We start from the raw sequence: 24,921 nt of genomic DNA on the forward strand, positions 1-24,921 counted from the left end.
CACCGCCTCGCGCAGGCGCGCCACGCCGGCGGACAGTTCGTCGCTGCGTCCCGGCGCTTCGCCCAGCCAGAACGGAATATTCGGTGGCGCGCCACGCGCGTCCTCCACCCGCACCCGGCCCGGCTCCACCCGCAGGATCCGGTAGCTGGCGTTGCCCAGCTGGAACACGTCGCCGGACAGGCTCTCGACCGCGAAGTCCTCGTTGACCGTGCCGATGGTGTGCGCCTCCGGCTCCAGGATCACCGCGTAGTCGCCGGTGTCGGGGATCGTGCCGCCGGACATCAGCGCGGTCATCCGCGCGCCCTTGCGCTCGCGCAGGCGCCGGTGCACGGCGTCCCGGTGCAGGTAGCCGGCGCGCGGGCCACGGCGGGTGCTGAAGCCGTCGGCGAGCATGCGCACCACCGCCGCGTAGTCCTCGCGCGACAGCGACGCGTACGGCGCCGCCCGCCGCACCAGCGCATACAGATCATCCTCGTCCCATTCGCGACTGGCGGTCTCGGCCACCAGCTGCTGCGCCAGCACGTCCAGCGGCGCGACCGGGATGCGCAGCGCGTCGAGTTCGCCGCGGCGGACGCAGTCCAGCAGCGCCGCGCATTCGATCAGTTCGTCGCGCGACTGCGGGAACAGGCGCGCCTTGGGAATGCCGCCGACCGCATGCCCGGAGCGGCCGGCGCGCTGCAGGAAGGTCGCGATGGAACGCGGCGAGCCCAACTGGCAGACCAGATCCACATCGCCGATGTCCAGGCCCAGTTCCAGCGAAGCGGTCGCCACCAGCACCTGCAGATCGCCGCGCTTGAGCCGTTGTTCGGCATCCAGCCGCGCTTCCCGCGCCAGGCTGCCGTGGTGCGCGGCCACGCCCTGCTTGCCCAGGCGCTCGCCCAGGTGGCGCGCGGCGCGTTCGGCCATGCGGCGCGTGTTGACGAACACCAGCGTGGTGCGATGCTCGCGCACCAGCGCCGCGACCCGGTCATAGACCTGTTCCCATTGATCGTTGGACATCACCGCGCCCAGCGGTGTCGGCGGCAGTTCCAGCGCCAGATCGCGCTGCTTGCCGTAACCAATGTCGACGATTTCGCAGGCGGGCGGCTGCGCGCCCTCGCCCGCGCCGACCAGGAAACGCGCGACCGCCTCGACCGGTTTCTGGGTGGCCGACAGGCCCACCCGCACCGGCGGCTGCGCGCACAGGGCCTGCAATCGCTCCAGTGACAACGCCAGGTGGCTGCCACGCTTGCTGGCGGCCACGGCGTGGATTTCGTCCACGATGACGGTACGCACCGTGGACAGCATGGTCCGGCCCGATGCCGAACCCAGCAGCACGTACAGCGACTCCGGGGTGGTGACCAGCACGTGCGGTGGCGTGCGGAACACTTTCTGGCGCTCGCCCGCGGGCGTGTCACCGGTTCGCACCGCGGTGCGGATGTCCACGTCCGGCAGTTCCATCTCCGCCAGTGCCGCGCGGATGCCGGCCAGCGGCGCTTCCAGGTTCAGGTGGATGTCGTTGGACAACGCTTTCAGCGGCGAGACGTAGACCACCGCGGTCTCGTCCGGCAAGCCGCCGTTTTCCAGCCCGCGCCGCACCAGATCGTCCAGCGCGGCGAGGAACGCGGTCAAGGTCTTGCCCGAGCCGGTCGGGGCCGCCACCAGCGTATGGCGACCGGCACGGATCGCCGGCCACGCGGCCTGCTGGGCCGGGGTCGGTCCGGGGAAAGCGCGCCCGAACCAGCGGGCGACGGCGGGGTGGAAGGCGTCCAGTGGCATGGCGGCGACGATACCGGGAAATTTCCCGGAAAACGGTGAAAACCGGAAGCTGAGATGGTGCCGTTCGCAAGCGGATCCAAGCGCGCGGGGTGAATGGATGCCGTCTGTTGGTTCTGTTTGTCCAGTTGGAAAAACCGGCCAGTTCGCCGTTCCCTTCCCCCGCAGAGCGGGGGAAGGTGCCGAAGGCGGATGGGGGCAAGGGCGCCTGCGAAGAGCGCCCCCATCTGGCGCTGGCGCGCCACCTTCCCCCGCCTTGCGGGGGAATGAACATCGTCCCCGCGCATGGGAAGGCGACCGGCAGGCGGCGGGGTGAATGGATGCCGTCTGTTGGTTCCGTTTGTCCGATTGGGGAAAACGGGTCGGTTCGCCGTTCCCTTCCCCCGCAGAGCGGGGGAAGGTGCCGAAGGCGGATGGGGGCAAGGGGGGCTGCGAAGAGCGCCCCCATCCGGCGCTGGCGCGCCACCTTCCCCCGCGTTGCGGGGGAAGGAACATCGCCCCGCGCGCGGGAAGGTGACCGGCAGGCGGCGTGGCGCCTTGTTCCCTAGCCGGCCGCCGGCAGTTCGATCCGGATCACCGTGCCCTCGCCGACGGCGCTCTGCACGCCGATGCTGCCGCCGGCACGCTGGATCAGGTCGCGCACGACCGACAGGCCCAGGCCGGTGCCCTCGCCCGCCGGCTTGGTGGTGAAGAAAGGCTCGAACACGCGTGCCTGCACCTCCGGTCCCATGCCGGCCCCGCTATCGCGGAAGACAATCGCGATCCTGTCCGGGCCGGTCGGCTCCGCTTCCAGATCGAATAGGCCACCTTCAGGCATCGCGTGATTGGCGTTGGCGGCGATGTTCAGCGTCATCAGTTCGAACTGGGTCCGATCCAATCGAATCGATGGCAAGGGTTCGCGCAGCGACAGCCGCACGTCGACCTGCGGGTTGAACAGTTGGCGCAGCATCGGCTGCAGTTCCTGCAATGCCTGGGCGGGGTCGAACGTTTCCGGCGCGGTCTCGTCCTGGCGGCTGAAAGTCAGCAGCTTGTGGGTCACCAGGGTCGCGCGGCGCGCGGCCGACTCCACGCCCGCCAGCGCCTGTTTCAGGTCGGCCGGTTCGTCCATCCGCCGGCCCCGTCCCGCATAGCCGAGGATCAGGGTGAGCAGGTTGCCGAAATCGTGCGCCACGCCGCTGGCCAGGCGGCCCACCGCTTCCACCTTCTGGGCGTGGATCAACTGTTCCTGCGCGCGTTCGCGTTCGCGGATCTCCTGCTCCAGCCGGCGGTTGCTCTCCACCAGCGCATCGCCGCGCGCGGTGGCCTCGCGCAGGCTCTCGCGCAGCGCGGCCGAACTGCGATCCAGCACCACCGCGATCATCAGGAACATCGCCGTGCGCGACAGCAGATCCACCAGCAAGGCGCCACCATCGCCCGATCGGGTGTAATCCACCCACATGCCGCCGCAGAATGCCAGCGCGACGCACAGGAACATGATCCACAGGGCGCGCCGGCCCACGATCAACCCGGCGATGGCCATCCACAGCACCAGGATCGGCTGCTCGTACACCTGCGCCGCGAAACCGGTGGACAGGTAGGACGGCACCACGGTGACCGCGAACACCGCCAGCAACAGGTAGGAAGCGCCGAAGAAGGCGCCGCGCCGGATCAGCCAGAAACTGATGCCCGCGGCCGCGCACACCGTCAGGCTGAACACCATGCTGGCGACCTCGCCGGGACGCCACGGGACATCCATCGATGCCCGGTAGACCCATGCCAGTGGCGGGAGCACCGCCAGCAACAGCGAGATCACCTGGATCATCGGCGCGTTGCGGCGCGCCACCGGATCGGTGATCGGCACGTCCCGCAGCCATCGCAATGGCCTTCGAAGCAGCGGGCCGAACAGGGGAATGCGCGTCAGGAGCGGGGGGGCGGCTGCCGATGACGTTTCGGGCATGGTGATCCTCTCGGGTTGCCGTCGCGGTGATGCCCCCTGACACCCCGACTCCCGGCTTGGCCGGATTATAGGCCGGGTGCGTTATCTGCCGGGCATGGCCTCCGTGCCGCCGGAGGCATGCAGCCTCACCTCGACCCGGCGATTCGGAATCAGGCATTCCCGCAGGGCTTCGCGCGGCTTGACCCCGTCGCAGGCCTGGACCTGTTCGGTATCGCCCCGGAAGCTGTAGCGGATCGCATCGGCGGAGACGCCGTTCTCGACCAGCCATTCGCGCACCGTGCGCGCGCGGCGTTCCGACAGGCCCTGGTTGTAGTCGTAGCCCCTGCCCTGCAGGCGATCGGCGTGCCCCACCAGTTCCACCGACTGCAGGGTCCGGCCTTCCTCGCGCAGCCGCGCCAGTTCACGTGCCAGGCTCTGCAGCGAGTAGGCGCGGATGTCGTTGCGTCCGTCGCGGTCGAACTCGAACAGCACGTTGGCGGTCAGCACCGCATCGGCGGCCGGCGCCGCGGGCACGGCGCCGCATTGCCGGGACAGCGCCTCGGCGTCGCTGACCATGTCCTCGGCGATCTGGATGTAGGGCTTGGCATGGCGCCACTGCTGCTGGTTGAACTCGTTGCCCGCATGGACCAGTTCCACCTCGCCGCAGGCCACCGCCTGCTGCGCGCAGGTGAAGCCGGGCGTGCCGTGGATGGCGCCCAGGCGCTTCCACAGATCCTCGCGCAGCCGCGCCGCGCCGTTGACCAGCGGCGTGTCGGTGGGCAGCGGCGAAACGCCCTGCTCCATGCCGACGATCAGCTTCTCCGATTCGGTCAGCGCTTCCTGCGGAAAGGCGCTGCGATCGTTGCGCGTGTATTCGTGGAAGGACACGTCCAGCCAGCATTGGGCCTTGGACAGGTGGTAGTCGCGCACCGGCCGGCCGCCGTCGTTGAGCGCCTTGATGCGCAACTGGGTGGCCTCGTAGCCGGAAAGATCGGCGTGGATGGCCTCGTCGGTGATGCGCTCGGGTGGCGGGGTCAGCTGGGTCTGCTGCGCGCCGGCGGTGCCGGCCAGGACGGCCAGCACGGCGGCGGCGATGAGCGTGGATTTGGTGATGGTCATATGGGGTTCCTCAGCGCACCGGATCGCGGTAGCGGGCGTCTTCCCTGCGGAAGAGGTCTTCGTCGAACTTGAAGCGCAGGCGGATGAACGCGCCCTGCTGCGTGTACTCGTAGCCGGTCAGGTCCTCGTCGCCGCGGAAACCGGTGGCGTTGTAGCCCACCGACAGCCACAGGTTCTGCCGCAGCAGCCGCCCGACCTCGACGCCGAACGCGTACTGGTTGGCGCCGTACTGGCCACGGAAGGTCGAGGCCAGCACGCCGATGTCCCAGTTCTCGGTGATGTCGTAGACGACCCGGCCCGACAGCAGCACCGCGCGGAAATCGTCGTTGACGCGTCCGGTGTCGGCGTAGAAGAAGCTGTCCTGCTGCCATTTCGCCGCCACCCGGCCGGTCAGCCACCATGGCCGCGAGGGATGCCAGTCGGCATGCGCGGAGACGATGTGCGCGCTGGTGCGGATGTCCTGGCCGGTGTCGGAACCGAAGCCCGAACCATCCATGCCGCTCTCGTCCTTCTCCAGCTTGTACTCGTAGCGCGCCAGCGCGTTGATCCGGTTGGTGTCGGTGTCGCGATAGGCCAGGCCCACCTGGAACCGATCCTGCAGCACGTCGCCGCGGGCCGCGTAGACCGTGCGCAGCAGGTAGTTGCGCGCCAGCACCGTCCAGTCGCGGTTGAGCTTGCGCGCGGCCAGGAACTGCAGCAGCGTGGTGTGGTACGCCTCGTCGGTCGGCGTGTCGGCGACGTCGTCGGAGATGCGGTGCTCCAGGCGGATGTTGCCGCGCCACAGCGGATTGGCGCTGTAGTCCAGGGCCACGCCTATCCCGGTCGAATCGCCGACGTTGCCGGAGATCACGTTGGTGTGCTCCAGCGAGGTATCCAGGCGCAGGCCTTCACTCAGGTCCCAGCGGTTGCGCATGCCCGATGCGGCCTGGATGTCGCGGCCGGCGATGGCGTCGCGCAACCGGTATTCCGAGAACAGCTGGGTATCGCGCAGGAAGCTGGTGTCCACGCCCAGCGCCACCGTGTCGGCTTCGCGACCGTCCTGGGTCAGTCCGTTGACGCCGCTGATGCCGGTCTGCTTCTCGTAGCGGCCGTACAGGCGGCTGCGCTCGCGCAGTTGGTAGTCCAGGCCGAAGGCGACCCGGTTGCGATCCTCGCCATGGATGTCCTGCTCCACCTCGCCGCCCAGGCTCAGGCGATCGCTGGCCCGATAGCCGACGCCGAAGCGCAGCATGTCCGAGGACAGCTCGGTGCCGACCGGCAGGCCGCTGGCGACATCGTTGGGATTGCCGCTGTTGATGATCGGCAGGCCGGTCAGCGGATCCAGCGGTTGCTGGCCGTAGCCCAGCGCGCCGCCGCCGGCGCCGGTCGCGTAGCCGCCGGACAGGCCGCCCAGGTTGCCGTAGCCGCTGTTGGTCGCCCAGGTGTAGTAGGCGCCGACGGTCTCGCGGATCGCGCGGTAACCGAAATCCAGGGTCAGCTTGTCGGTGGCCTTGATGCGCGTGCCGACGCTGCCGGCATTGCGCTCGCCGCCATCGGGATTGCGATCCTCGCTGCGCAGGCCCTCGGCATACAGTTCGAAGCGGTCGGTCAGGCGCCAGCGGGTGGTCAGGCTGTATTCGCCGCGACCGCCGTACAGCGGCGAGGCCGGGTTGTTGAACTCCGGATCCGACTGGCCGGCGAACAGTTTCAGGTCCGTCTTCGCGCCGGCATGGCCCAGCTCGACCCGCCAGGCGTTGCCTTCCACCAGGCCGCTCAGTCCCTGCAACGCGGGCGTGCCGTACTGGTTGATGGAATTGGTGTTGACCTCGCTACGGGTGCGCGCGGCCTCGGCCACCAGCCAGGTGTTGGCGCCGAAACGGTAGCCGATGTTGGCACTGCCCATCTCGAAGCTGGCGAAGGGATTGCGGTCGTCCACGTAGGAGCCGCCGACTTCGCCGTTCTCGCCGATCCGCAACTGCGCGTCGCCGCCGACCACCCAGAACTTCTCGGTGCCCTGGTCCAGCTCGTAGGTGATGCGCAGCGACACCGGGTTGAGATCGGCATCGAACGATGGCAGGAAGCTGTTGAGCAGGATGCGGCCGGAGAACGGCTCGAAGCTGTAGTCCACCAGCCGGCCCAGCGGACGCACGGACACGATGCGCGAAGGCTGGTTGCGATCGCGCACCACCACCTCGACCCGCTCGCTGCCTTCCAGCACCGCGTTGTTGCGCAGGCCGTAGGGGCCGCTGCCCTGGCTGGGCAGCTCCTCGATCACCTGGCGCAGCGAATCCTCGATGGCGAACACGTTGCCGCGTATCCGCTCGTTCTCGAAGTGCCAGCCCAGGCCGGTGGCGGTGCGGTTGTAGGTGCCCAGCACCCGCTGCGAGGCACGCGCACCGAAGTCCACGCCGGTCTGGGTGGCGATGCTGTCGCCGGTCTGGAAGTCGCCGTAGAGCAGATAACTGCGCTCCTTGTCCACCCGCACGTACAGGCGTTCGGCCGAACGCGCGTCGAAGCCGCGCAGCGAGGCGTCGCCATAGACCGGATAGAACTCTTCCGGCTGGATGTCGCGCAGCAGGCGCGCCCGCACTTCCTTGTCCGAGTCGTAGGCGGCGGTCAGCAGGTACTCGCCCTTGATCCGGCCCTTGACGAAGAATGCGGCGCGCGCTGCGCCATTGGCCTTGCCGTTGTTGAACTGCTTTTCCCAACGGCGGATCTCGCGCTCGAATCCATCGCCGCGGGTACCCCCGTCGATCAGGTTGTCACCCTTGCGGCGGAAATTGATCACGCCCTCGATGAGGCCGGTGGCGATCATCTCGCGCATTTCCGGCACGAAGCCGACCACGCCCTCGGCGGTCTCGCCGCCGGCGGTCACCCGCAGCAGCACGTCCTGCGGGTCGTGCGGCGCCAGCAGGTCGAACTCCGCGCGACCATCGCGCACCGGCAACTGCACGCCCGGCGTGACCTTGTCGGCGTCCAGGTGGCCCGGGCCGAGTTCGTCGGTGCGGCCGTCGGGCAGCTTGATGCGCCCGCCGGAGTTTTCGATCGTGGCGAAGGACTCGCCGGCCAGCGGCTTGCCGTCGGCGCCGTACAGGTGGACGACCACATGCACCGGCGACTGGCCATCGGCCGGCGCGCCATCGCGGTCCACTTCCACCACCACCCGCTGCACGCCGGCATTGACCCGGTAGTCGACGTTGCCCGGTTGCGCATACAGGGGTTGCGAGGCGGTCTGCTGGCCCTGTGGCGATTGCGGGAACAGCGGCGCCGCCTGTCCCAGCACCGGCGTGAAGCGCTGATCACCGGAGACGTTCTGCGCCAGCGCCATGGCCGGCATCAGCACCAGCGACAGCGCCAGGCTCAGCGGTTTGCGGGAGAAACGTTGGGGACGCATGGGATTCCTGGCCTGGCGGACGCGGGCGGGACGCGGGGTGCGGCTCATGGCTGCACCTCCGTGCCGGCGGCGGGACTCGGGGCGGTCGGCCTTGGATCCACGATCGGCCGCTGGTTGGCCGAATCGGTGCCCTGCTGCGGGCTGCGCGCCGGCTTGCTCTCGAAGCGCAACGGCGCCTGCCCGGTCTCGGTTTCCGGCGCGCGGATCTCGCCTTGGGTTCGGCGGGCCTTGACCTGCTCGATCACCGGATTGGAGCAACTGCCCTCGATGAAGTCGGCGCGATGCAGCTCGCCGTTCTTGAGGTCGATGAACAGGCTGTCGGCGTCACCCAGGTTGCGGTTGCTGCTGGTGGTCAGGCGCGAGCCGACCGGCAGCGTGGACGCGTCGACCTTCAGGGTGTGGCTCTTCGGCGGCAGGCCGCAGTAGCTGTACTTGCCTTCCGAATCGCTGATCAGCCAGGTGCCGTCCTCGAAGTACATGCGCACGCCGGGGATGCCCAGTTCTTCCTTGTCCTGCACGTGGTTGACGTTGCAGTCCACGAACACCTTGCCCAGCACGCAGCCCTCGTCGGCGAACACGCCACCGCTGACGATCACGCGGTACTCGGCCGGGTTGGATGGCACGGTGCCGCCATCCGGGTACGGCGCCAGCGTGTTCGGATCCACGCAGCCGCCGGCGATCGAACAGCCCCAGGCGCGCGCGCGGTTGATGCCGTCGCCCTGCTGGCTGCCGACGCCCACGCGGACGCGGTAGCTCAGCACCTTCTGCGCACCCACCGCCAGCGAACCGACGTCGAACACCAGGGTCGGACCCGGCTTGCCCAGCGGATCGGCGATGCCGCTGCCGTCCACGCGGGCGGTGCCGGCGATGAAGGTGAATCCATGCGGCAGGCGATCGACCACGTTCACCGTGCCCAGCGCCGCGCCCGCGGTCTGGCGGATGGTGATCGTGTAGACCAGGCTGTCGCCCACTTCCACGGTCTTGCGATCGCCGGTCTTGGTGATGACCAGGCCCGGCGCGACCTGCGGATCCAGCGGGATGTGGTTGTGCACCGGCGCGGCCACGCCCGAGCCCAGGTTGACCTCCAGGTAGTACGTGGTGCCGCTGCCCACCGGGGCGGTCGGCGCGGTCGCATTGGTCTGCACCGGATGACCCACGCCCGGCGTGGCCGGCGGCGTCAGCGGCGAGGTTTCCGCCGGAATCATCCCGGACTGGAACGTGTAGCCCGCCGGCGGCACCACCGCGATCTGGAAGCGGCACGAGGCCGGCGCCGATGGCGCGAGCAGGAACTGGTAGAAGCCTTCCGTGCCCACGGTCATCGAGACACTGCTGCCTTCCACGCTGTAACCACCCGACGCGGCGTTGAGCAGGTGCGCTTCCGGCGAATAGCCCGCGCACGCGCCGATCGGCGTCAGGGTGACCCGCGAACCCGGCACCGGACTGCGGGTGACGGCGTCGTAGATCACGCCGCCCGGATTCAGCGGCAGGCTCTGCTGCGGCAGGTTGGCGCCCGGCGCCAGCACCACGGACAACTCGGTGTTGCCACCTTCGCTGCTGCGGCAGGAACTGGCGCTGCCGTTGCCCATCGCGGTGTCGGCGTCGCACGGCGCCGGCGGTCCGGCCGCGGTTTCACCGCTGACCGGCCAGCCCCAGATCACGCCGGAGGACGGATCCCGGAAGCGGATCGACAGGCGCACGCCGGGCACCAGGTCCGGCACCGCGTAGCTGCCGTCCGCCGCGGTGGTGGTGGTCGCGGCGACGCTGCCGTCGGCATTGACCACTTCCACGGTCCAGCCGGCCAGGCGGCGATCACCGCCATCGATCAGGCCGAAGTCGCTGCCCTGGTCGAACCACACCGTGCCCGAGACCGACGCGGCCAGTTGCACCGGGGTCGGCAGGCGGCAGGCGTTCTGGGTGATGGCCGGATCGCAGGCCGGCAGATCGTCGATGTTGCCTTCGAAATCGGCGCGCTCCTCCGGCGTCGGGGTGCGGAACTCGTTCTCGCCGCCACCCTCGACCAGCACCGCGTTGTGCACCGGCGATGCCGCCGCCGCGGTCGCCGCCACGCGCACCCGCGCGACGATGGTGTCGGCCGCGGTGGCGCCGGCGGCGAGCACCGTGCTGCTCGCGCAGCGGAAACGGCTGTCGCCCGCGGCGCCGGTGCAGACCCAGCCGGCGCCGGTCGGCGTGGAGGCCAGGGTGAGCCCGGCTGGCAGGCGGTCCTCCACCACGTACTCGCCCGCGCTCGGCTGCTGGCCGATGTTGCGCACGCGGATGGTGTAGGTGCCGACGTTGTTGACGGTGAAGGTGGTCGGCGTGGCGGTTTTGCTGACCACCAGGTCCGGCGAATCGCCGATCTCGCCGAAGTTGTTGTCGATCGACTGGCCGCCCGGCGGCAGCACGATGCCGCTGATCGCCGACGGCGTGGTCGCCACGGGGGTCGCGGTACCGGTCGACGTGCCATCGATGGTGCCCGGCGTGGTGATGCCGTTGAGGGTTTCGGCCGGCTGGGTCGGTTCGGTCACCGTGTAGGTGCCCGGACGCAGATCCTCGAAACGGTAGCGACCCTCGCTGTCGGTGGTGACGGTGACGTTGACGGTCTCGCCGAGATCGTTGGTGCCGGTCAGCACGACCTGCACGTTCGGGAAGCCGCCCTCGCCATTGTCGACGACGCCGTTGTTGTTGCCGTCGTTGTAGACCCGGCCGGCGATGGTGCCGGCGGGCACCTCGCCGAAGTTGTTGTCGCGGGCTTCCTCGCCCACCCCCAGGGTGATGCCGTCGATCACCGACGGCGCCGTGGTCGGCGGCGTGGCGGTGCCGCCACCGGTGCCCGGCACGGTGGTGCCGTTGAGCGTGCCGGTCGGCTGCTCGGGTTCGGTGACGGTGTAGGTGCCCGGCGGCAGTTCGGTGAACGCGTAGCCACCGTCCGGTTGGGTGGTGACTTCGCGGGTGATGGTGTTGCCGGCCAGATCGGTGCCGGTCAGGCGCACCACCACCGAGCCGATGCCCTGCTCCGACGGGTCGATGACGCCGTCATTGTCCAGGTCGCGCCAGACCCGACCGCTGATCGCGCTGTTGAGCGGGATCTCGCCGAACAGGTTGTTCTCCGAGACCGTGCCCGGCGTGGTCAGGTCAATCGCGCTGATCGCGCTCGGCACGGTGGTGATCGGCGTGGCGGTGCCGGACGGCGTGCCGCCGACGGTACCGGCCATCGTCTGGCCATTGCTGGTGCCGGTCGGCTGCTGCGGTTCGGTCACCGTGTAGGTGCCCGGGCGCAGGCCTTCGAAACGGAAATCGCCGTTGGCATCCGTGGTCGTGGTGAGGGTCACCGATGCGCCGCTGTCGTCGGTGCCGGTGAGGCGGAGGGTCACGCTTTCGATGCCGGTTTCGCTGGCGCCGGCCTGCGCGCCGTCGTTGTTGGCGTCGAAGAACACCCGGCCGGAGACCGACACGCCCAGGGTTTCGCCGAAATCGTTGCGCTGCGAATGGCCACCGGCGGGCAGCACCAGATTGTTCACCGCGCTGGGCACGGTGCCGGTCGTGGTGGCGGTGCCGGTGGCGACGCCGCCGACGTTGCCGGCCACGGTGGTGCCGTTGAGGGTGGTGAGGCCACCGACCACCGGCTGCGCCAGCTGTTCGGTGACGGTGTAGGTCCCCGCCGGCAGATCGATGAAGCGATAGTCGCCGTTGGCGTCGGTGATCGCCTGGGTCACCGGGTTGCCCAGCACGTCCAGGGTGCCGGCAGGCAGCGTGACCACGACGCCGGCGATGCCCGGTTCACCCGCATCGCGCACGCCGTCGTTGTCGGCGTCCAGCCAGACGCTGCCGCTGATGGTGGCGGCCAGTTCGCCGAAGTTGTTGTTGCTGGAGCCGGTCGGCGGCAACTGGGTAATGTTGATGACGTTGCCGGAGTTTTCCTGGCCATTGGCCAGGCCGCCGGGCTGCTGCTCGGTGACGCGGTAGTTCTGTCCGGCGATGGCGTCCGGATACAGGTAGCCGCCGTTGGCGTCGGTGGTCAGGGCCTCGCGGGTATCGTCGCCGTTGCCAAACACGCCGTCCGGGCCGGCGCCCTCAATGACGATCTGCACGCCCGGCAAGCCGGGTTCGCCGCCGTCCTGGGTGCCGTCGTCGTCGCGATCCAGGTACACCCGGCCGCTGATCGCCGCGGTGGCCAGTTCACCGAAGTTGAACTGGATGCCGTTGCCGGTCAGCTCGATCTCCTCGATGGTGTCGGTGCCGTCACCGGAAGCGCTGGTGCGGCCCGCGCAACCCGCGCAGGGCGCGCCGCCGATGGTGCCCGGATTGATCGCCAGCGGCTGGTTGCGGTAACCGTTCGGCAGCGGTTCGCGCACGGCGTACCGGCGCGCCGGGCTCAGGCCGGTGAACTGGTAGCTGCCGTCGGCCGCGGTAATGGTGGTGGCTTCGACCACATAAGCCGAACTCCCCGCGTCCCAGACCAGCAACTCGATCGTGGCCCCCGGAATCGGCGCATCGCTGCCCGCGTCGCGCACGTTGTTGTTGTTGAGATCGACGTAGACGAAACCGGACAGCGAGAACAGGCGCGGCTCCGGGAAATCGAATTCCACGCCGTTGCCGCCGCTGTCCAGGACGATGCCGGAGATCACGCTGTTGCCGGCGGTGTTGCTGGTCGCGTAGTCGGCGCCGGCGGGAGCGACCCCGGTGCTGGTGCCATTGCGTTGCGGGCGCGGCCGGTTGGGCTGCGGCAGGCCGTTGTCGTAACCGGCCGGCTGGGTCTGGGTGATGGTGTAGCCCGCGGCGTCGGCCGGAGCCAGGCCGGTGAACTGGTAGTCGCCGGCGGCATTCGTGGTGACCGAACGATTGACCGGATTGCCATAGCGATCCGTGCCGGTCAGCACCAGGGTGACGCCGGTGATGCCTTGATCGGCGCCGGCGCCGGTGCCGTCCTGATCGCCGTTGTCGTTGCGATCCAGGAACACGCGGCCACCGATGCGCGCGTTGCGCACCTGCACTTCCGAACTGCCGTTGTTGTTGGCCGGATTGCCGTCGATCGACACGTCGCCGCCGTCCGCGTCCTTGCCCGGCTGGACCTGCGCCTCGTTGGTGCGGTTGGTGTCGAAGGGCGCGGCCGCGGAACCGTCATAGACGCCCGGCACGGCCCGCGCGTACAGGCGCACCGTGACCGTATTGCCCGCGCCGCCCGGGAACTGGCCGCCGAAGTCGCAGGTGATCTGCTGGCGCTGCGCGGGCGCGGTGACGCTGGTCACCCCGTTGGAGATGAAGCAGACGTTGTCGCTGCCCGCCGCCGGCACCGAGGCGGAGACCGCCAGTGGACCGGACAGCGTCGCCGCGCCATTGGCAACCGCGACGGGCGCTTGCGCGCCGCCGGACAGCCATTCGAAGCCGCTGGGCAACATGTCGATCAGGCGCATCTTCTCGACCGTGGCCGCGCCGTTGTTTCGCAGGACGATGCTGTATTCGATCGGCTGGGCAACGTCCACCGGCGACGGCGTCACCGTGGTCTTGCTGACCAGTTCCAGATCCGCGGCCGGGAAGATCGTGCTGTTGACCGAGGCGATGTTGTTGCCGGCCTGGGTGACGTCGTCGGTGCAGCGACCGGAGCTTTCGTAGGTGTTGGTCTCGTCGGCGCACACGTAGGCGCGGTTGCCGAACACCACCGGACCGGTGGCGGTGCCGTTCAAGGTCATGACCACTTCGAAGTTCACTTCCTGGCCCGCGTCCAGGAAGCTGTCGGCCGGGGTCGCGCCCAGCCGGCAGACGACGTTGGCGTTGGCCGCGGACTGGCTGCACTGCACCGGCTTGTTGACCAGCGAGTAGCCGGCGCTGGCCGGCGCGGCATTGACGTTGGCCGCGTTGCCGCTCTGCTGCAGGGTGAAGCCCGCCGGCACCGTCAGGATGTCGGTCATCTCCACTTCCTCGGCGCGCGAGGGGCCGGCGTTGCGGATGCTGAAGCGGTAGCGCAGCGGGTCGTCCAGGGTGAAGCGGGTCTGGCCGGCCGGATACACCGCCACCTTGCCCTGCTGCAGATCGATGGCCGGCACGGTCACGTCGAAGGTGGCCGTCTTGCTGTTGTTGGAGCGCGCGGCGGCGTCGTTGCAGGCGCTGGACAGCTGCACCGGCGTGGTCGAGGTCTCGGTGCGGTACTCGCAGTAGGCCGGATTGAGCGCCACGCTGGCCGTGTTGGTGGCGTTCGGATACAGCACGCTGCCGGAGGCGCCGGACAGGTTGCCGGGCTTCTTGATGCGCGCGCGGATGGTGATCGTGTGGGTTTCGTACCGCGCCACGACGCCGTCGTTCGTACAGGAGATCGCGCCGGTCGCGTAGTTGCTGGCCGAGCAGTTCATCGCGGCGTTCGCCGTCGTCACCTCGACGATCTCGTAGGCCGGATCGGTCAGGGTCGGCGTGCCGGTGGACAGGTTGTCGGTGACGGTGATCCCGTGGATCGGAATGGGATCCGGTCCCAGGTTCTGCGTGGTGAGGGTGAAGCTCATCACCTGCCCCACCGCCGGCGTCGTCGGATTCGCGACCTTGGTAGTCAGCGCGACGTCCATGCGCGGCGTCACCACGACGCGGGCGTCGTCCTGCAGGGTGCCGCTGAGGATGGCGTTGGGCGAGGTCAGCGTCGCGGTGTTGTCCAGGTTGCCGCTGCCTACCGGGCGCATCACCGCCAAGCGCACGACGATGGTCTCGCCCGCCGGCACGTTGCTGAACGTGCAGGCCAGGTTGGGATTGCCCGCGGCGAGCGTGGCCGGGCAACTGCCGGTTGCGCCGCCGGTGACGCTGGTCGTGATCGACACCGCCGGCGTGCGATGCGCCGGGGCCGGCGCGCCGGGACTGTTGAAGTTGATGATGCCGGGCAGGTTGTCGACCAGCCGCAGGGTCGGAATCGTCTGCTGCGACGGGTTCACCGCGGTGGTCGGGGTGGTGATGGTGATGCGCCAGTACAGGGCGTCGGCGTCGCCCGCCAGGGTCGGACCGTCGCCGACCGCATCGAACCAGGCCGAGCCGTTGACCGAGGATTCCTTGACCACGTTGACCACGGCGCTGCCGCTGATGATCGGTGTGGCGTTCAAGCCGTTGCCAGCGTCGGCGCAATCATTGCCGGTGCGTCCGCCATCGGCGGGGCTCGGGCCGGCGCTGGCGCCCAGGCCCAGCGCATCCAGTGCGCGCGTGCCGGTGCAGGCGCGGTTGCTCAGCTCGATGGGCGTGCTGCCCAGCGCGCCCACGGTGGTGCGGAACTGCACCTGCGTGCTGGCGCTGCGCGCCAGTACGCCATCCGCCGTGGTCTGGCATTCGATCCGGGTCGTGCGGTTGCTGTCGCCGACGAAGGCCGGCGGCGTGACACCCGTTGTCGCCGAGCATGTCCAGCCCGCGGTGAGCGCCGTGACCAGCCCGCCCGCCACTTCCTCCGGTCGCGCGTAGTCGACCACGCGCAGCGGGCTGGCGACCGTGTAGGTGGCATCGTGCGTGCTGCCACTGTCGTTGGTCACCGTCACCGTCGTGGTGATGGTGTCGCCCGGCGCGATCGCACCGCTGCCGGGATTCTTAGCCTTGGTGGCGCGCAGATCGGCGAAGGGCTCGGCGACCTGGAACGGCAGCAGCACGCTGTTGTTGCCGAGATTGGCGTCGCCCATGCCGGCGGGCGGATCGACCACGACCGGGAACTGGCCGTCGGTGGCGCTGGTCGGCATGGTCAACGGCAGCGTGAACGGCTGCGAGCCGTTCACCGCCACCGTGCCGGTGGTGCAGGTCACCCGGGTGCCGGTGTAGGTGTTGCCGCCCACCGTCAGCGACTGGCCGGTCTGCGCGGTGCAGCCGGCCGGCAAGGTGCCGATGACGAATCCGGCCGGAATGATCGTGCTCACGGTACCGCCGGTCGAGGACTGCGGTCCGTTGTTGCGGAAACGGATCACCAGGTTCTGGGTCGCGCCGGTCGCCTGGTAGCTCGCCGGGAAGGTGCCCTGCGCCTGGATGTCGGTGCCCGGCACCGCGGTATAGGGCACGTTGGCGCTGTTGTTGCCGCTGTCGGTGTCCAGGTAACTGGCGTTGGCCGAGGCGATCGACGCTTCGTTGGTGAACGAACCGTTGGTGCCCTGGGTGCCGATCACGGTGATCGTGCTGGCTCCCAGGTCGGCGATCGTGAAGGGACCGCTGTAGGTGCAGGTCAGCCGGCGCGTGCTGTTGGCGTTGGCGACCGAGTTGCAGGTGGGCGTCAGCGGACCGGAGAAGGTCCGGTTGGTGAGATTGAAGTCGGTGCTGGTGCCCGGCAGGTTGTCGGTGACGATGATCGATGCGCCCGCGGGCACATCGGTGCCGCTGCTGATGCCGGGAGTGAGCTGGAACTGCACCTGGCTGCCCGATACCACCGGACCGGCCGCGGGCGTGGTGCGGGTCTTGCCCACCCGCAGATCGCCGCTGTTGCGCACCTCCGCCGACACCGTCGCCGGCGGCGGCGCGGTACCGGTGGCGGTCAGGTTGAAGCCGCCGACGGCCTGTCCGCGCACCTGGAAGGTGATCGTGCCGCTGGCGCCCGTGGTGCCGTTCGGTACCGCGCACACCAGGTTGGGGGCGGTGTAGGTGCAGCCGGCCGGCAGGTTGGCCGGTTCTACCGCGAGCTGGCTGGGAATCAGGATGCTGATGGTGTCGCCGGTCGTGTTCGACGTGCGCGACCAGTGAACGTCGATATCGGCGGTCATGCCCAGGCCGATATCCGGCGGCGACTCGACCGAAGTGGCGACCACCGCGGCCTGCGCCAGCGGTGCGAACAGCAGCGTCGTCAGCAACGCGCCCCAACGGGAAACACATGTCGCACGGCCCGCTGATTTCCGGTTCCGATGCTCCGCACAAAACCCAGCCGCCAGCGACACGCCACCGGCGTTCGCCTTCTCGTCCTGCTTGTACACGCGTTTCCCCTGTTCCGTTTCGCCGCGTGGGGGCGGCGGTTCCGCCATCGCGAACGGATGCCGCCGCATCGGCCGGGACGGCCGCAACGAACGACTTGATTCGGATGGTGTTGGCCCACCGATGGCCGGTGGTGCCGGACGGCGCGTGTGAAAAGCATGTGCACGCCGACAGGCGCGCGCAGTCTAGTTTGTGACTATTATCACCTCAATAACACAACATCACGCACACTTTCGCTGGCTCTCGAAACCTCTCGCCCGGTGCGCGGAACCCGTCAGCCGTTCTCCCCGAGCCACAGGTAACCATTGCCGCGAACGGCCCGCATCGGCAGTTCGCGACCGGTCTGTTTCTTCACCCGCGTGCGCAGGCGATGCAGCAGCACTTCCAGCCGATGCGGATCGAATGCGGCCGGATCGTCGGTGAGCGCCTGGATCAGCGCGTCGCGCTGGATGGTCTGCCCGGGCTGGGCCAGCAGCGGTTGCAGGAACGCGCGCTCTCCTTCGGCCAGCACCAGTTCCACGCCGTCGGGCGTGCGCAGCTTCCAGCCGCCGGAGGTCAGCGACCACGCCGGCACCGGCTCAGAAGGGGCGATCGCGCGGCGCGTCATCGACATCCGACGCCGCAGGCTGGCGATGCCCGCTGCGAGCACGTCCATGTCCACCGGCTTGACCAGATACAGGTCCGCGCCGGTGCTGAGGCCACGCGCCATGTCGTCGCTCCTTCCACGCGCGGTCAGCATCACGATGCCGACCGAGGCGATCTGGCGCAGGTGGCGGGCGACCGCATAGCCGTCTTCGCCAGGGAGCCCGATATCCAGCAGCACGATGTCGCAGGCCTGCACGGCCAGATGCCGGTAGAGCGCTTCGGCGCTGGCGAAACCCGAGGCCTCGAAGCCGTGCTCGATCAGTTCCGACACGATCAGTTCGCGGAGTTCATCGTCGTCTTCCGTCACCGCGATGCGGGCGGGCGTCAAGGTGGCTTCGGACATGGCATCAAGCGCGTGGGTGCCTGGATTCTTGTGATTTTGATTACGCTTGCAGCATATCGGATTCGTAGTGAGAACGGTTACCGATCGCGTCACCCGCGGCGCAGGGCACCAAAGACTCTCGCATGCTCTCCCATCCTCTCGATGGGCGACGCCCTGGCGGCTGTCCCCCAAAACAGAATGCCCGTCCTGGGGACGGGCATTCCGTTCGACATCGCGATGGAGCCGGGACTCAATCCTTCCAGGTCTTCCGGATCGGGTGGGCTTCGGTGTTGAACACCACCGCGTCGAAATCCAGTGCGGTCTTCGGCGCGAACAACAGGTAGTAGTACTTGAAGGTCTCGGCGAACAGGAAGCTCTCCATCGAGTCGTTCTTCTCCTTGCTGCGCACGTCCTTCAACGCGGCGAAACCATGCTCGGTGCGGGTGTTGCGGACGAAGTCCTCGAAGAACTCCTTGCCCATCCCGCGATAGCGCGCATCGCCGGTGTAATGATGCAGGTAGTACGCAGACTCGACGATCTCCGGCCGCAGCGGATAACCCGGCGAGGTCACTTCCATCTTCGCGTAGTCAATCGCCTCCGGCTCGATGCCGTGCAGGCGCCACATCTTCAGGCCGGATTCCTGCAGGCGCTTGGCGCGCTCCAGATCGCCGCCGAAAGCGAGCAGGCCCGGCATGAACGCGTCCAGCGCGCCGTAGGTGGTCTGGGTACGCTTGCCGGTGTTCATGTCGGCATAGCCGTACCACAGCTCGCCCTCGCGCACTTCATCGGCCAGGTACTGGTTGACCGGGCCGATGCTCTCGTCCCACATGCGCTTGCAGTCGGCGTCGCCGAACAGCTTCCAGCACTTGAACAGGTACTCGTAGTAGGAATCGATGCCGCCGGCGATGTGGCTGGTGGGATTGGTCCACTCGCCGGTTTCGATGTTGATGTTCAGGCCCACCAGGCCGATCTTCGAGCGGCGGTTGAAGGTTTCCACCAGCGCCCGCTTGGCCTTGTCGTAGTAGATCGGATTGCCGGTCAGCTTGCTCAGCGCGCCGAACTCGATCAGCAGGGTACCGGTCTCGGCCGGATTGCTGATATTGCCGCGGACTTTGCCGGTGCGCAGGTTGACATGGGTGTACGGCAGGCCGGTCTTGCTCTCGAACACCGGCAGCAGGCGCTTGCCCAGATCCTCGGCCAGCTTCAGCAGGCGTTCGTCGCCACTGAGCTGGTAACCCGAGATCAGGCCGCCAAGCAGGCGGATGGTGATCTCGAAGTTCTGCACGTCCATGTCGTGGTCGAACGAGAGCTCGGTGGCGATCAGTTCGCGCGCTTCCGCCGCTTCCTTGTCCAGGCCGAGCAGGATCAGGGTGTCCAGCGCGTCCACCGGCGACATCAGCAGCGACTTCTCGTACCAGTCGCGCGGCTGGCCGCTGATCGGCTTGAGATCATCGTGTCCCTTGGCGAACTGCATGTAGCCCTGCCAGGCGTGGCGGGTTTCGGCCTTGACCTGTTCGGCCAGGCGCGCGGCCTCGGTCTCGTCCACCGCCGGCACGTCCGCGTTCGCGGCCTTGGCCGCCGGCGCCGATGTTCCGGTGGCCGCGGGCATGGCCGTTTCGGTCTCGGGTTTCTGGCTGCAGGCGGTGCCGGCCAACAAGGTCAATGCCATCACTACCGCGCCGGCCAGGCGCTGGCCACGCAGGGCGCGACGGGAGGGATTCGTCGGGTTCGATACGTCGTGCATGGGAGTTCCTCTTTGCGGAGAACGTCAGGGTGCCGGCACGGACATCGCGTCGGCGAGGGATTGCAGGGTCAGCGACTTGCGCAACGCCGCGGCGTCGGCCTTCGAGGACACGCGCAGGCGGATGGCTTCGCCGGGCAACAGGTCCAGCGCATTGTCGGAAACCGTCGCGTCCAGGTCGCCGAAGTCCAGCCACAACGCACGCACGAACACCGGCGAACGCAGGGTCAGGCGATAACCATCGCCGTCGACGGCCAGATCGGTCTCGATGCGCGGTACCGGCAGGCGCAACTGTTTCGGCGCGGTGAAGTAGACCAGCCCACGCGAGAGGGCCTCGCCGGAACGCACCAGATCGAACACCGCCAGCGTGCGCGCCGGATCCGCGCCCTCCAGCAGTTCGGCATCGGTGAACTCGCCGGCCGGCGTGGCCGCCAACGCCGCGAGTGTGGCCGGCTGGCGACGCTCCTTCAGTACGCGGCCATTGAAATCCATCACCCGCAGGCGCCATTCGGCGTCCGTCGGCGTGGTCTGGTCGGACAGCAGCGACAGCCGGGTCACGCCTTCCTTGCGCAGCGCGGCGATCGCCAGCGGGGCGAAAAAGCGGCGCGCGTGGAAATTCAGCGGCTTCCAGCGTCCGTAAAAGTCCACGCTCGACCAGGACGCGCCCGGCCAGACATCGTTGAGCTGCCAGTACAGCGACCCCATCGTGTACGGCCGGGAGGCGCGGTGATGCAGCGCGGCCAGTTCGATGCCGTCGGCCTGCATCACCCGGCTCAGGTACACGAAACCGGCGAAGTCGCGCGGCTTGCCGTACTCGCGCTCGATGTAGAGCGACAACCGGGTATTGCCCTCGCCCGCCAGGAATTTCTGGTGCGCCTTGATCACCGGGCTGTCGACGGCCTGCTCTTCCGGCCGGGCGAAACTGGCGATGGTGCGCATGTCCGGCCATGCCTGCAGGCCGAACTCGGACATGAAGCGCGGGGTTTCATCCAGATAGGCCTGCACCGGCTTGGAACCGGCCCACACGTCCCAGTAGTGCTTGTCGCCCTTGCGCGAATCGTTGGCCTTCTCGTCCAGGTCATTGCTGGGCGAACTGGACCAGTACGGCACGCCCAGTCCCTGTTCGCCCACCACCTGGCGCAGATCCTGGCCGAACAGCGCCACGTAGCCCTGCCAGACCTTGTCGGCGAATACCGGATCCGCGGCGACCAGTTGCTTGCGGTGGCCCCAGTCCTTCCACGCGGTCTCTTCCTCGTTGTTGCCGCACCACAGGACGATGCTGGGGTGATGGCGCAGGCGACGGATGTTGTCGCGCGCCTCGGCCACCACGTTGGCGCGGAACGCCGGATCGTAGCCCGGCTGCATGCCGCCGCCGAACATGAAGTCCTGCCAGACCAGCAGGCCCAGCTCGTCGGCGATGTCGAAGAACACATCATCCTCGTAGTAGCCACCGCCCCAGTTGCGCAGCATGTTCATGTTGGCATCGCGCGCGGCGGTCAGGGCGACGCGCAGGCGCTTCTCGTCGGCGCGTGGCGGGAAGGCGTCGAACGGAATGACGTTCGCGCCCTTGGCGAACACCGGCACGCCGTTGATCACGAAGGCGAAGCCCTGGCCCTGCCCGTCCGCGTCGACGTCGCGCTTGAGCTCGACCGTGCGCAGGCCGGTGCGGCGCTCGCTGCTCGCCTGCCCCCCTTTGGCCTTCACGGTGGCGCGGAAGGTGTAGCGCGCCTGCTCACCGTAGCCCACCGGCCACCAGCGGCGCGGCTTGGGCAGGCTCACGTCCACCGTGACCGGCTGCACGCCGGCGGTGAGCGCGGCCTTGCGGCGCAGTACATCGACCCGGCGGCCTTCCGGATCCAGCACTTCGATTTCCACCTCCGCCGGCGCCGCGCGCGCGGCGTCCACCTCCACCAGCACCGCCAGCCTCGCCTGGTTTTCGTCCAGCGCGTCGGTGCGCACGGCCAGATCGGTGATGCGCAGCGCGTCCCAGCTTTCCAGCCGGATGGGGCGCCAAATACCGGCGGTCACGTAGCGCGGCCCCCAGTCCCAGCCGAAGTGATAGCCGGGCTTGCGCACGAAGTTGCCGACCATCGCGTCCTTCGGCTCGTCGCCGTAGGGCGAGGGATAGTTGCCGGCGATCTTGTGCGGCATCGCCTGCACCTTCGGCAGCAGCGTGCGGATGGGCGAACGGAACACCACCCGCAATTCGTTGCCGCCGGCCTTCAGCCGGCCATCCACGCGCACGCGCCAGGTGCGGTGGCTGTTGTCGGCCTTCAGCAGCGGCTGGCCATTGAGCTCGACCTCGGCGAATGTGTCCAGCCCTTCGAACACCAGTTCCGCGTGCGGACGCGCCAGCGTGGCGGCGTCGACGTCGAAGCGGCCGAGGTATTCCCAGTCGGCCAGGCCGATCCACTGCAATCCCGCTTCTGGCGCGCCGGCGTAGGGATCGGGAATCGCGCCGTTGGCGAACAGATCGGTGTGGACGGTGCCGGGCACGTGGGCCTTCGCCCATGCACCGGCCTGCGGATGCGCGGTGGCCTGTCCATCGCCCGGCAGCAGGCGGAAACGCCAGTCGGCACTGACCGCCTGCGACGTTGCGGCCGGCTTCGCGGCAGCGGTGAAGGCCAGCAGCAGCCAGCCGAGGCAGAACGCCAGCCGCACCCAGGCGGGAACGATGGCGGCAATGCGGTGGACTCTCATGATCTCGCTTCTCCTCGCGGCCGGCCCGGCTCCGTGTCGCGACGGAGCCCGCGTGGCCTGATCCTGCGCCGTTGCCGCGACGTGCAGGCGACGGCAACCCGTGTGTCCCTCCATGCCCCGGTTTACCGGAGCCGGCCGGACCTCATGCCTCAATGCCGCAGCTGCATCGCGTCCAGCGGTTCCAGCGGCGCCTCGCCCTTCGCCCAGCTAAGCCCGAGGCCGATGTCGCCGGAGCGCTGGTAGAAGTCCAGCCGCAGGCGGTGCCAGCCGCGGCGCAGCGGCAGGCTGCCCTCGACCGGCTGATCGTAGGTCTCGTTGCGCACCACCGCCTCATCGTCGATGTACAGCGCCGAAGCATCGTCGGCCTGCGCGCGGAATCGGTACAGGCCATCCTCCGGAACGTGCAGCCAGCCCTCGAACCGCAATCCGAAGTGCTCGTGGCGCCCGTAGTCGCGCCAGTCGAACGACGTCGCGCTGCCGCTGCGGACCGGCGAAGTGGCTTCCATTTCCGCGAAGCGATCGAAGGTGCCTTCGTAGTAGCGGTACGAGACGCCAGGTTCGCGGGCGCCGGTCGGCTCGGCTTGCGCCGGCTGGTAGCGGCGGTTGCGCAGGGTGGCCCGATGGATGCCGCTCTCGCGTCCGTCGGCGGTGATCGTCAGCGTACGCACCGTGACCGCGCCATCAGCCGGCACGGTGACGTTGACAGGCCCGGTCGCCTGCGGCGAGGCCGTGGTCGGGACGCTGCCGTCCAGCGTGTAGTGGATGCGGCTGCCGGGCACGCGCGGGCGCAGATCCAGCGTGTACCGATCCTGCTCCACCGCCATGTCGTCGCGCAGGCCCCACGGCGCCGGGATGCGGAAGCCGACGCCGGCGCTCGCCAGGCGCGGGTACTGGCCGGACAGGCGCCGATCGAAGGCCTCGAATTGCCGCAGCGCCTGCGGCGTCCACGCGATCTCGGCCAGCGCCAGCAGGCGTGGGAACACCATGTACTCGAGCACTACCTCGCGCGGAATGCGCTCGGTCCACACATTGGCCTGCACGCCGAGGATGTGGTGGCGCTTGTCCGCCTCCAGTTCCACCGGCACCGGGTCATAGGCGTAGACCGTCTCGATCGGCAGCTCGCCGCCCTTCTGCCACAGCTCGCCGTCCTTGGGGCCTTGGCCATAGTCGAAGTAGCAGCAGCGGGTCGGCGTCATGATCACGTCGTTGCCGTGGCGCGCGGCGGCAATCCCGCCGGCCTCGCCGCGCCAGGACATCACGGTGGCGTCCGGCGCCAGCCCGCCTTCGAGGATTTCGTCCCAGCCGATCAGGCGCTTGCCGCGCGAATGCAGGAACCGTTCCATCCGGCGGATGAACCAGCTCTGCAGCTCATGCTCGTCCTTCAGTCCTTCGCGGCGGATGACCTCCTGCGCCACGGCGCTCTGCTGCCAGCGCGTCTTCGGCGCCTCGTCGCCGCCGATGTGGACATACGGCGCCGGGAACAGCGGAATGACTTCGTCCAGTACGTTCTCCAGGAACGTGAAGGTCGGCTCGGTCGGGCAGAAGATGTCGTCGAACACGCCCCAGGTGGTGCCGGTCTCGAACGGACCCGGCGTGCAGCCCAGTTCCGGATACGCGGCGAGCGCCGCCAGCGCGTGGCCGGGCATCTCGATCTCCGGAATCACCGTGATGTGCAGCTTCGCCGCGTAGGCGACCACCTCGCGCACCTCGTCCTGGGTGTAGAAGCCGCCGTAGGGCTTGCCGTCGCCGTCGGTCTCCTTGCGCTGTCCACCCACTTCGGTCAGGCGCGGGTAACGCTTGATCTCGATCCGCCAGCCCTGGTCGTCGGTGAGATGCCAGTGGAAGCGGTTGAGCTTGTAGTGCGCCATCCGATCCAGCATCTGCTTGATCAGAGCGACCGGGAACTGGTGGCGCGCCACGTCCAGGTGCATGCCGCGATAGGCGAAACGCGGCGTGTCGTCGATGCGCTGCGCTTGCAGTTCAAGCCGCGGCGCGCGTTCGATGGGCAGCAATTGCATCAGTGTCTGCAGGCCATAGAACTGGCCGGCGGCGTCGCCGCGCAGGGTGATGCCGTGCCGCTGCACGTGCAGTTGGTAGGCCTCGGTTGCTGCATCCTTGCCGGCGGCCACCAGCCGGATCACGTCGGCGGTCTTCGCCGACGCGTTGGCGCAATCCCGCAGCGCCCAGCCCTGCCGCTCGCGCAGCCAGGCATTGAGCAGGTCGGCATTGGCCTGCGAATCCTTGCCTTCCGCGCACAACCGCGTGGCCGGCGACAGGACGAACGTGCCGGTTCCCGGCTTCACCGATGCCGGTAGCGGCACCAGCGAAGGCGCCGATGCCTGTGCGTTCGCAAAGCCCGATGCCAGCAGCAACAGTGCCGTCGCCAACCAACCTTGCATCGATCCAAAATTTGCTGCGTGTATTCCGTGCAAAGCCCTTCCCTCCTCGCT

At 68.7% G+C, this 24,921-nt stretch carries 8 protein-coding genes and 1 pseudogene; all 9 read right to left on the reverse strand.

The window, feature by feature from the left end; all coding sequences use genetic code 11:
* Positions 1–2: 2 nt before the first annotated feature.
* Positions 3–1,758 (reverse strand): annotated as a pseudogene (locus AC3DE2_RS16670) (DEAD/DEAH box helicase); the annotation flags it as partial.
* Between the two features lie 541 nt (positions 1,759–2,299).
* Positions 2,300–3,595 (reverse strand): sensor histidine kinase, encoded by a 1,296-nt coding sequence (locus AC3DE2_RS16675; protein WP_488427111.1) that lies wholly within the window; start codon positions 3,593–3,595, stop codon positions 2,300–2,302.
* A gap of 177 nt (positions 3,596–3,772) precedes the next feature.
* The gene (locus AC3DE2_RS16680) at positions 3,773–4,789 is read right to left on the reverse strand and encodes an OmpA family protein (protein WP_488427112.1); all 1,017 of its coding nucleotides are present in this window, start codon (positions 4,787–4,789) and stop codon (positions 3,773–3,775) included.
* 10 nt (positions 4,790–4,799) lie between these two features.
* Positions 4,800–8,162 (reverse strand): hypothetical protein, encoded by a 3,363-nt coding sequence (locus tag AC3DE2_RS16685; RefSeq protein ID WP_488427113.1) that lies wholly within the window; start codon positions 8,160–8,162, stop codon positions 4,800–4,802.
* Positions 8,163–8,206: 44 nt separating this feature from the next.
* Entirely contained in the window at positions 8,207–16,945 is an 8,739-nt protein-coding gene (locus AC3DE2_RS16690; protein ID WP_488427114.1) for an SdrD B-like domain-containing protein, read from the reverse strand.
* A gap of 392 nt (positions 16,946–17,337) precedes the next feature.
* Positions 17,338–18,051: a response regulator transcription factor gene (locus tag AC3DE2_RS16695; protein WP_488427115.1), complete on the reverse strand. Its 714-nt coding sequence runs from the start codon at positions 18,049–18,051 to the stop codon at positions 17,338–17,340.
* A 229-nt stretch (positions 18,052–18,280) separates the two neighbouring features.
* Entirely contained in the window at positions 18,281–19,774 is a 1,494-nt protein-coding gene (locus AC3DE2_RS16700) for a glycoside hydrolase family 47 protein (RefSeq protein ID WP_295378516.1), read from the reverse strand.
* A 24-nt stretch (positions 19,775–19,798) separates the two neighbouring features.
* Complete coding sequence (locus AC3DE2_RS16705; RefSeq protein ID WP_488427116.1) at positions 19,799–22,471, reverse strand: beta-mannosidase; 2,673 nt, start codon at positions 22,469–22,471, stop codon at positions 19,799–19,801.
* Positions 22,472–22,620: 149 nt separating this feature from the next.
* The gene (locus AC3DE2_RS16710; RefSeq protein ID WP_488427117.1) at positions 22,621–24,870 is read right to left on the reverse strand and encodes a family 20 glycosylhydrolase; all 2,250 of its coding nucleotides are present in this window, start codon (positions 24,868–24,870) and stop codon (positions 22,621–22,623) included.
* Between the last annotated feature and the right edge of the window lie 51 nt (positions 24,871–24,921).

Source organism: Pseudoxanthomonas sp. 68-E7 (assembly GCF_057773145.1).

What these genes read in the sequence shown, in the direction of transcription:
- AC3DE2_RS16680 (WP_488427112.1), bottom strand. Translation starts at nt 4,789, where the DNA reads ATGACCATCACCAAATCCACGCTCATCGCCGCCGCCGTGCTGGCCGTC.
- AC3DE2_RS16685 (WP_488427113.1), bottom strand. Translation starts at nt 8,162, where the DNA reads ATGCGTCCCCAACGTTTCTCCCGCAAACCGCTGAGCCTGGCGCTGTCG.
- AC3DE2_RS16695 (WP_488427115.1), bottom strand. Translation starts at nt 18,051, where the DNA reads ATGTCCGAAGCCACCTTGACGCCCGCCCGCATCGCGGTGACGGAAGAC.
- AC3DE2_RS16700 (WP_295378516.1), bottom strand. Translation starts at nt 19,774, where the DNA reads ATGCACGACGTATCGAACCCGACGAATCCCTCCCGTCGCGCCCTGCGT.
- AC3DE2_RS16705 (WP_488427116.1), bottom strand. Translation starts at nt 22,471, where the DNA reads ATGAGAGTCCACCGCATTGCCGCCATCGTTCCCGCCTGGGTGCGGCTG.
- AC3DE2_RS16710 (WP_488427117.1), bottom strand. Translation starts at nt 24,870, where the DNA reads ATGCAAGGTTGGTTGGCGACGGCACTGTTGCTGCTGGCATCGGGCTTT.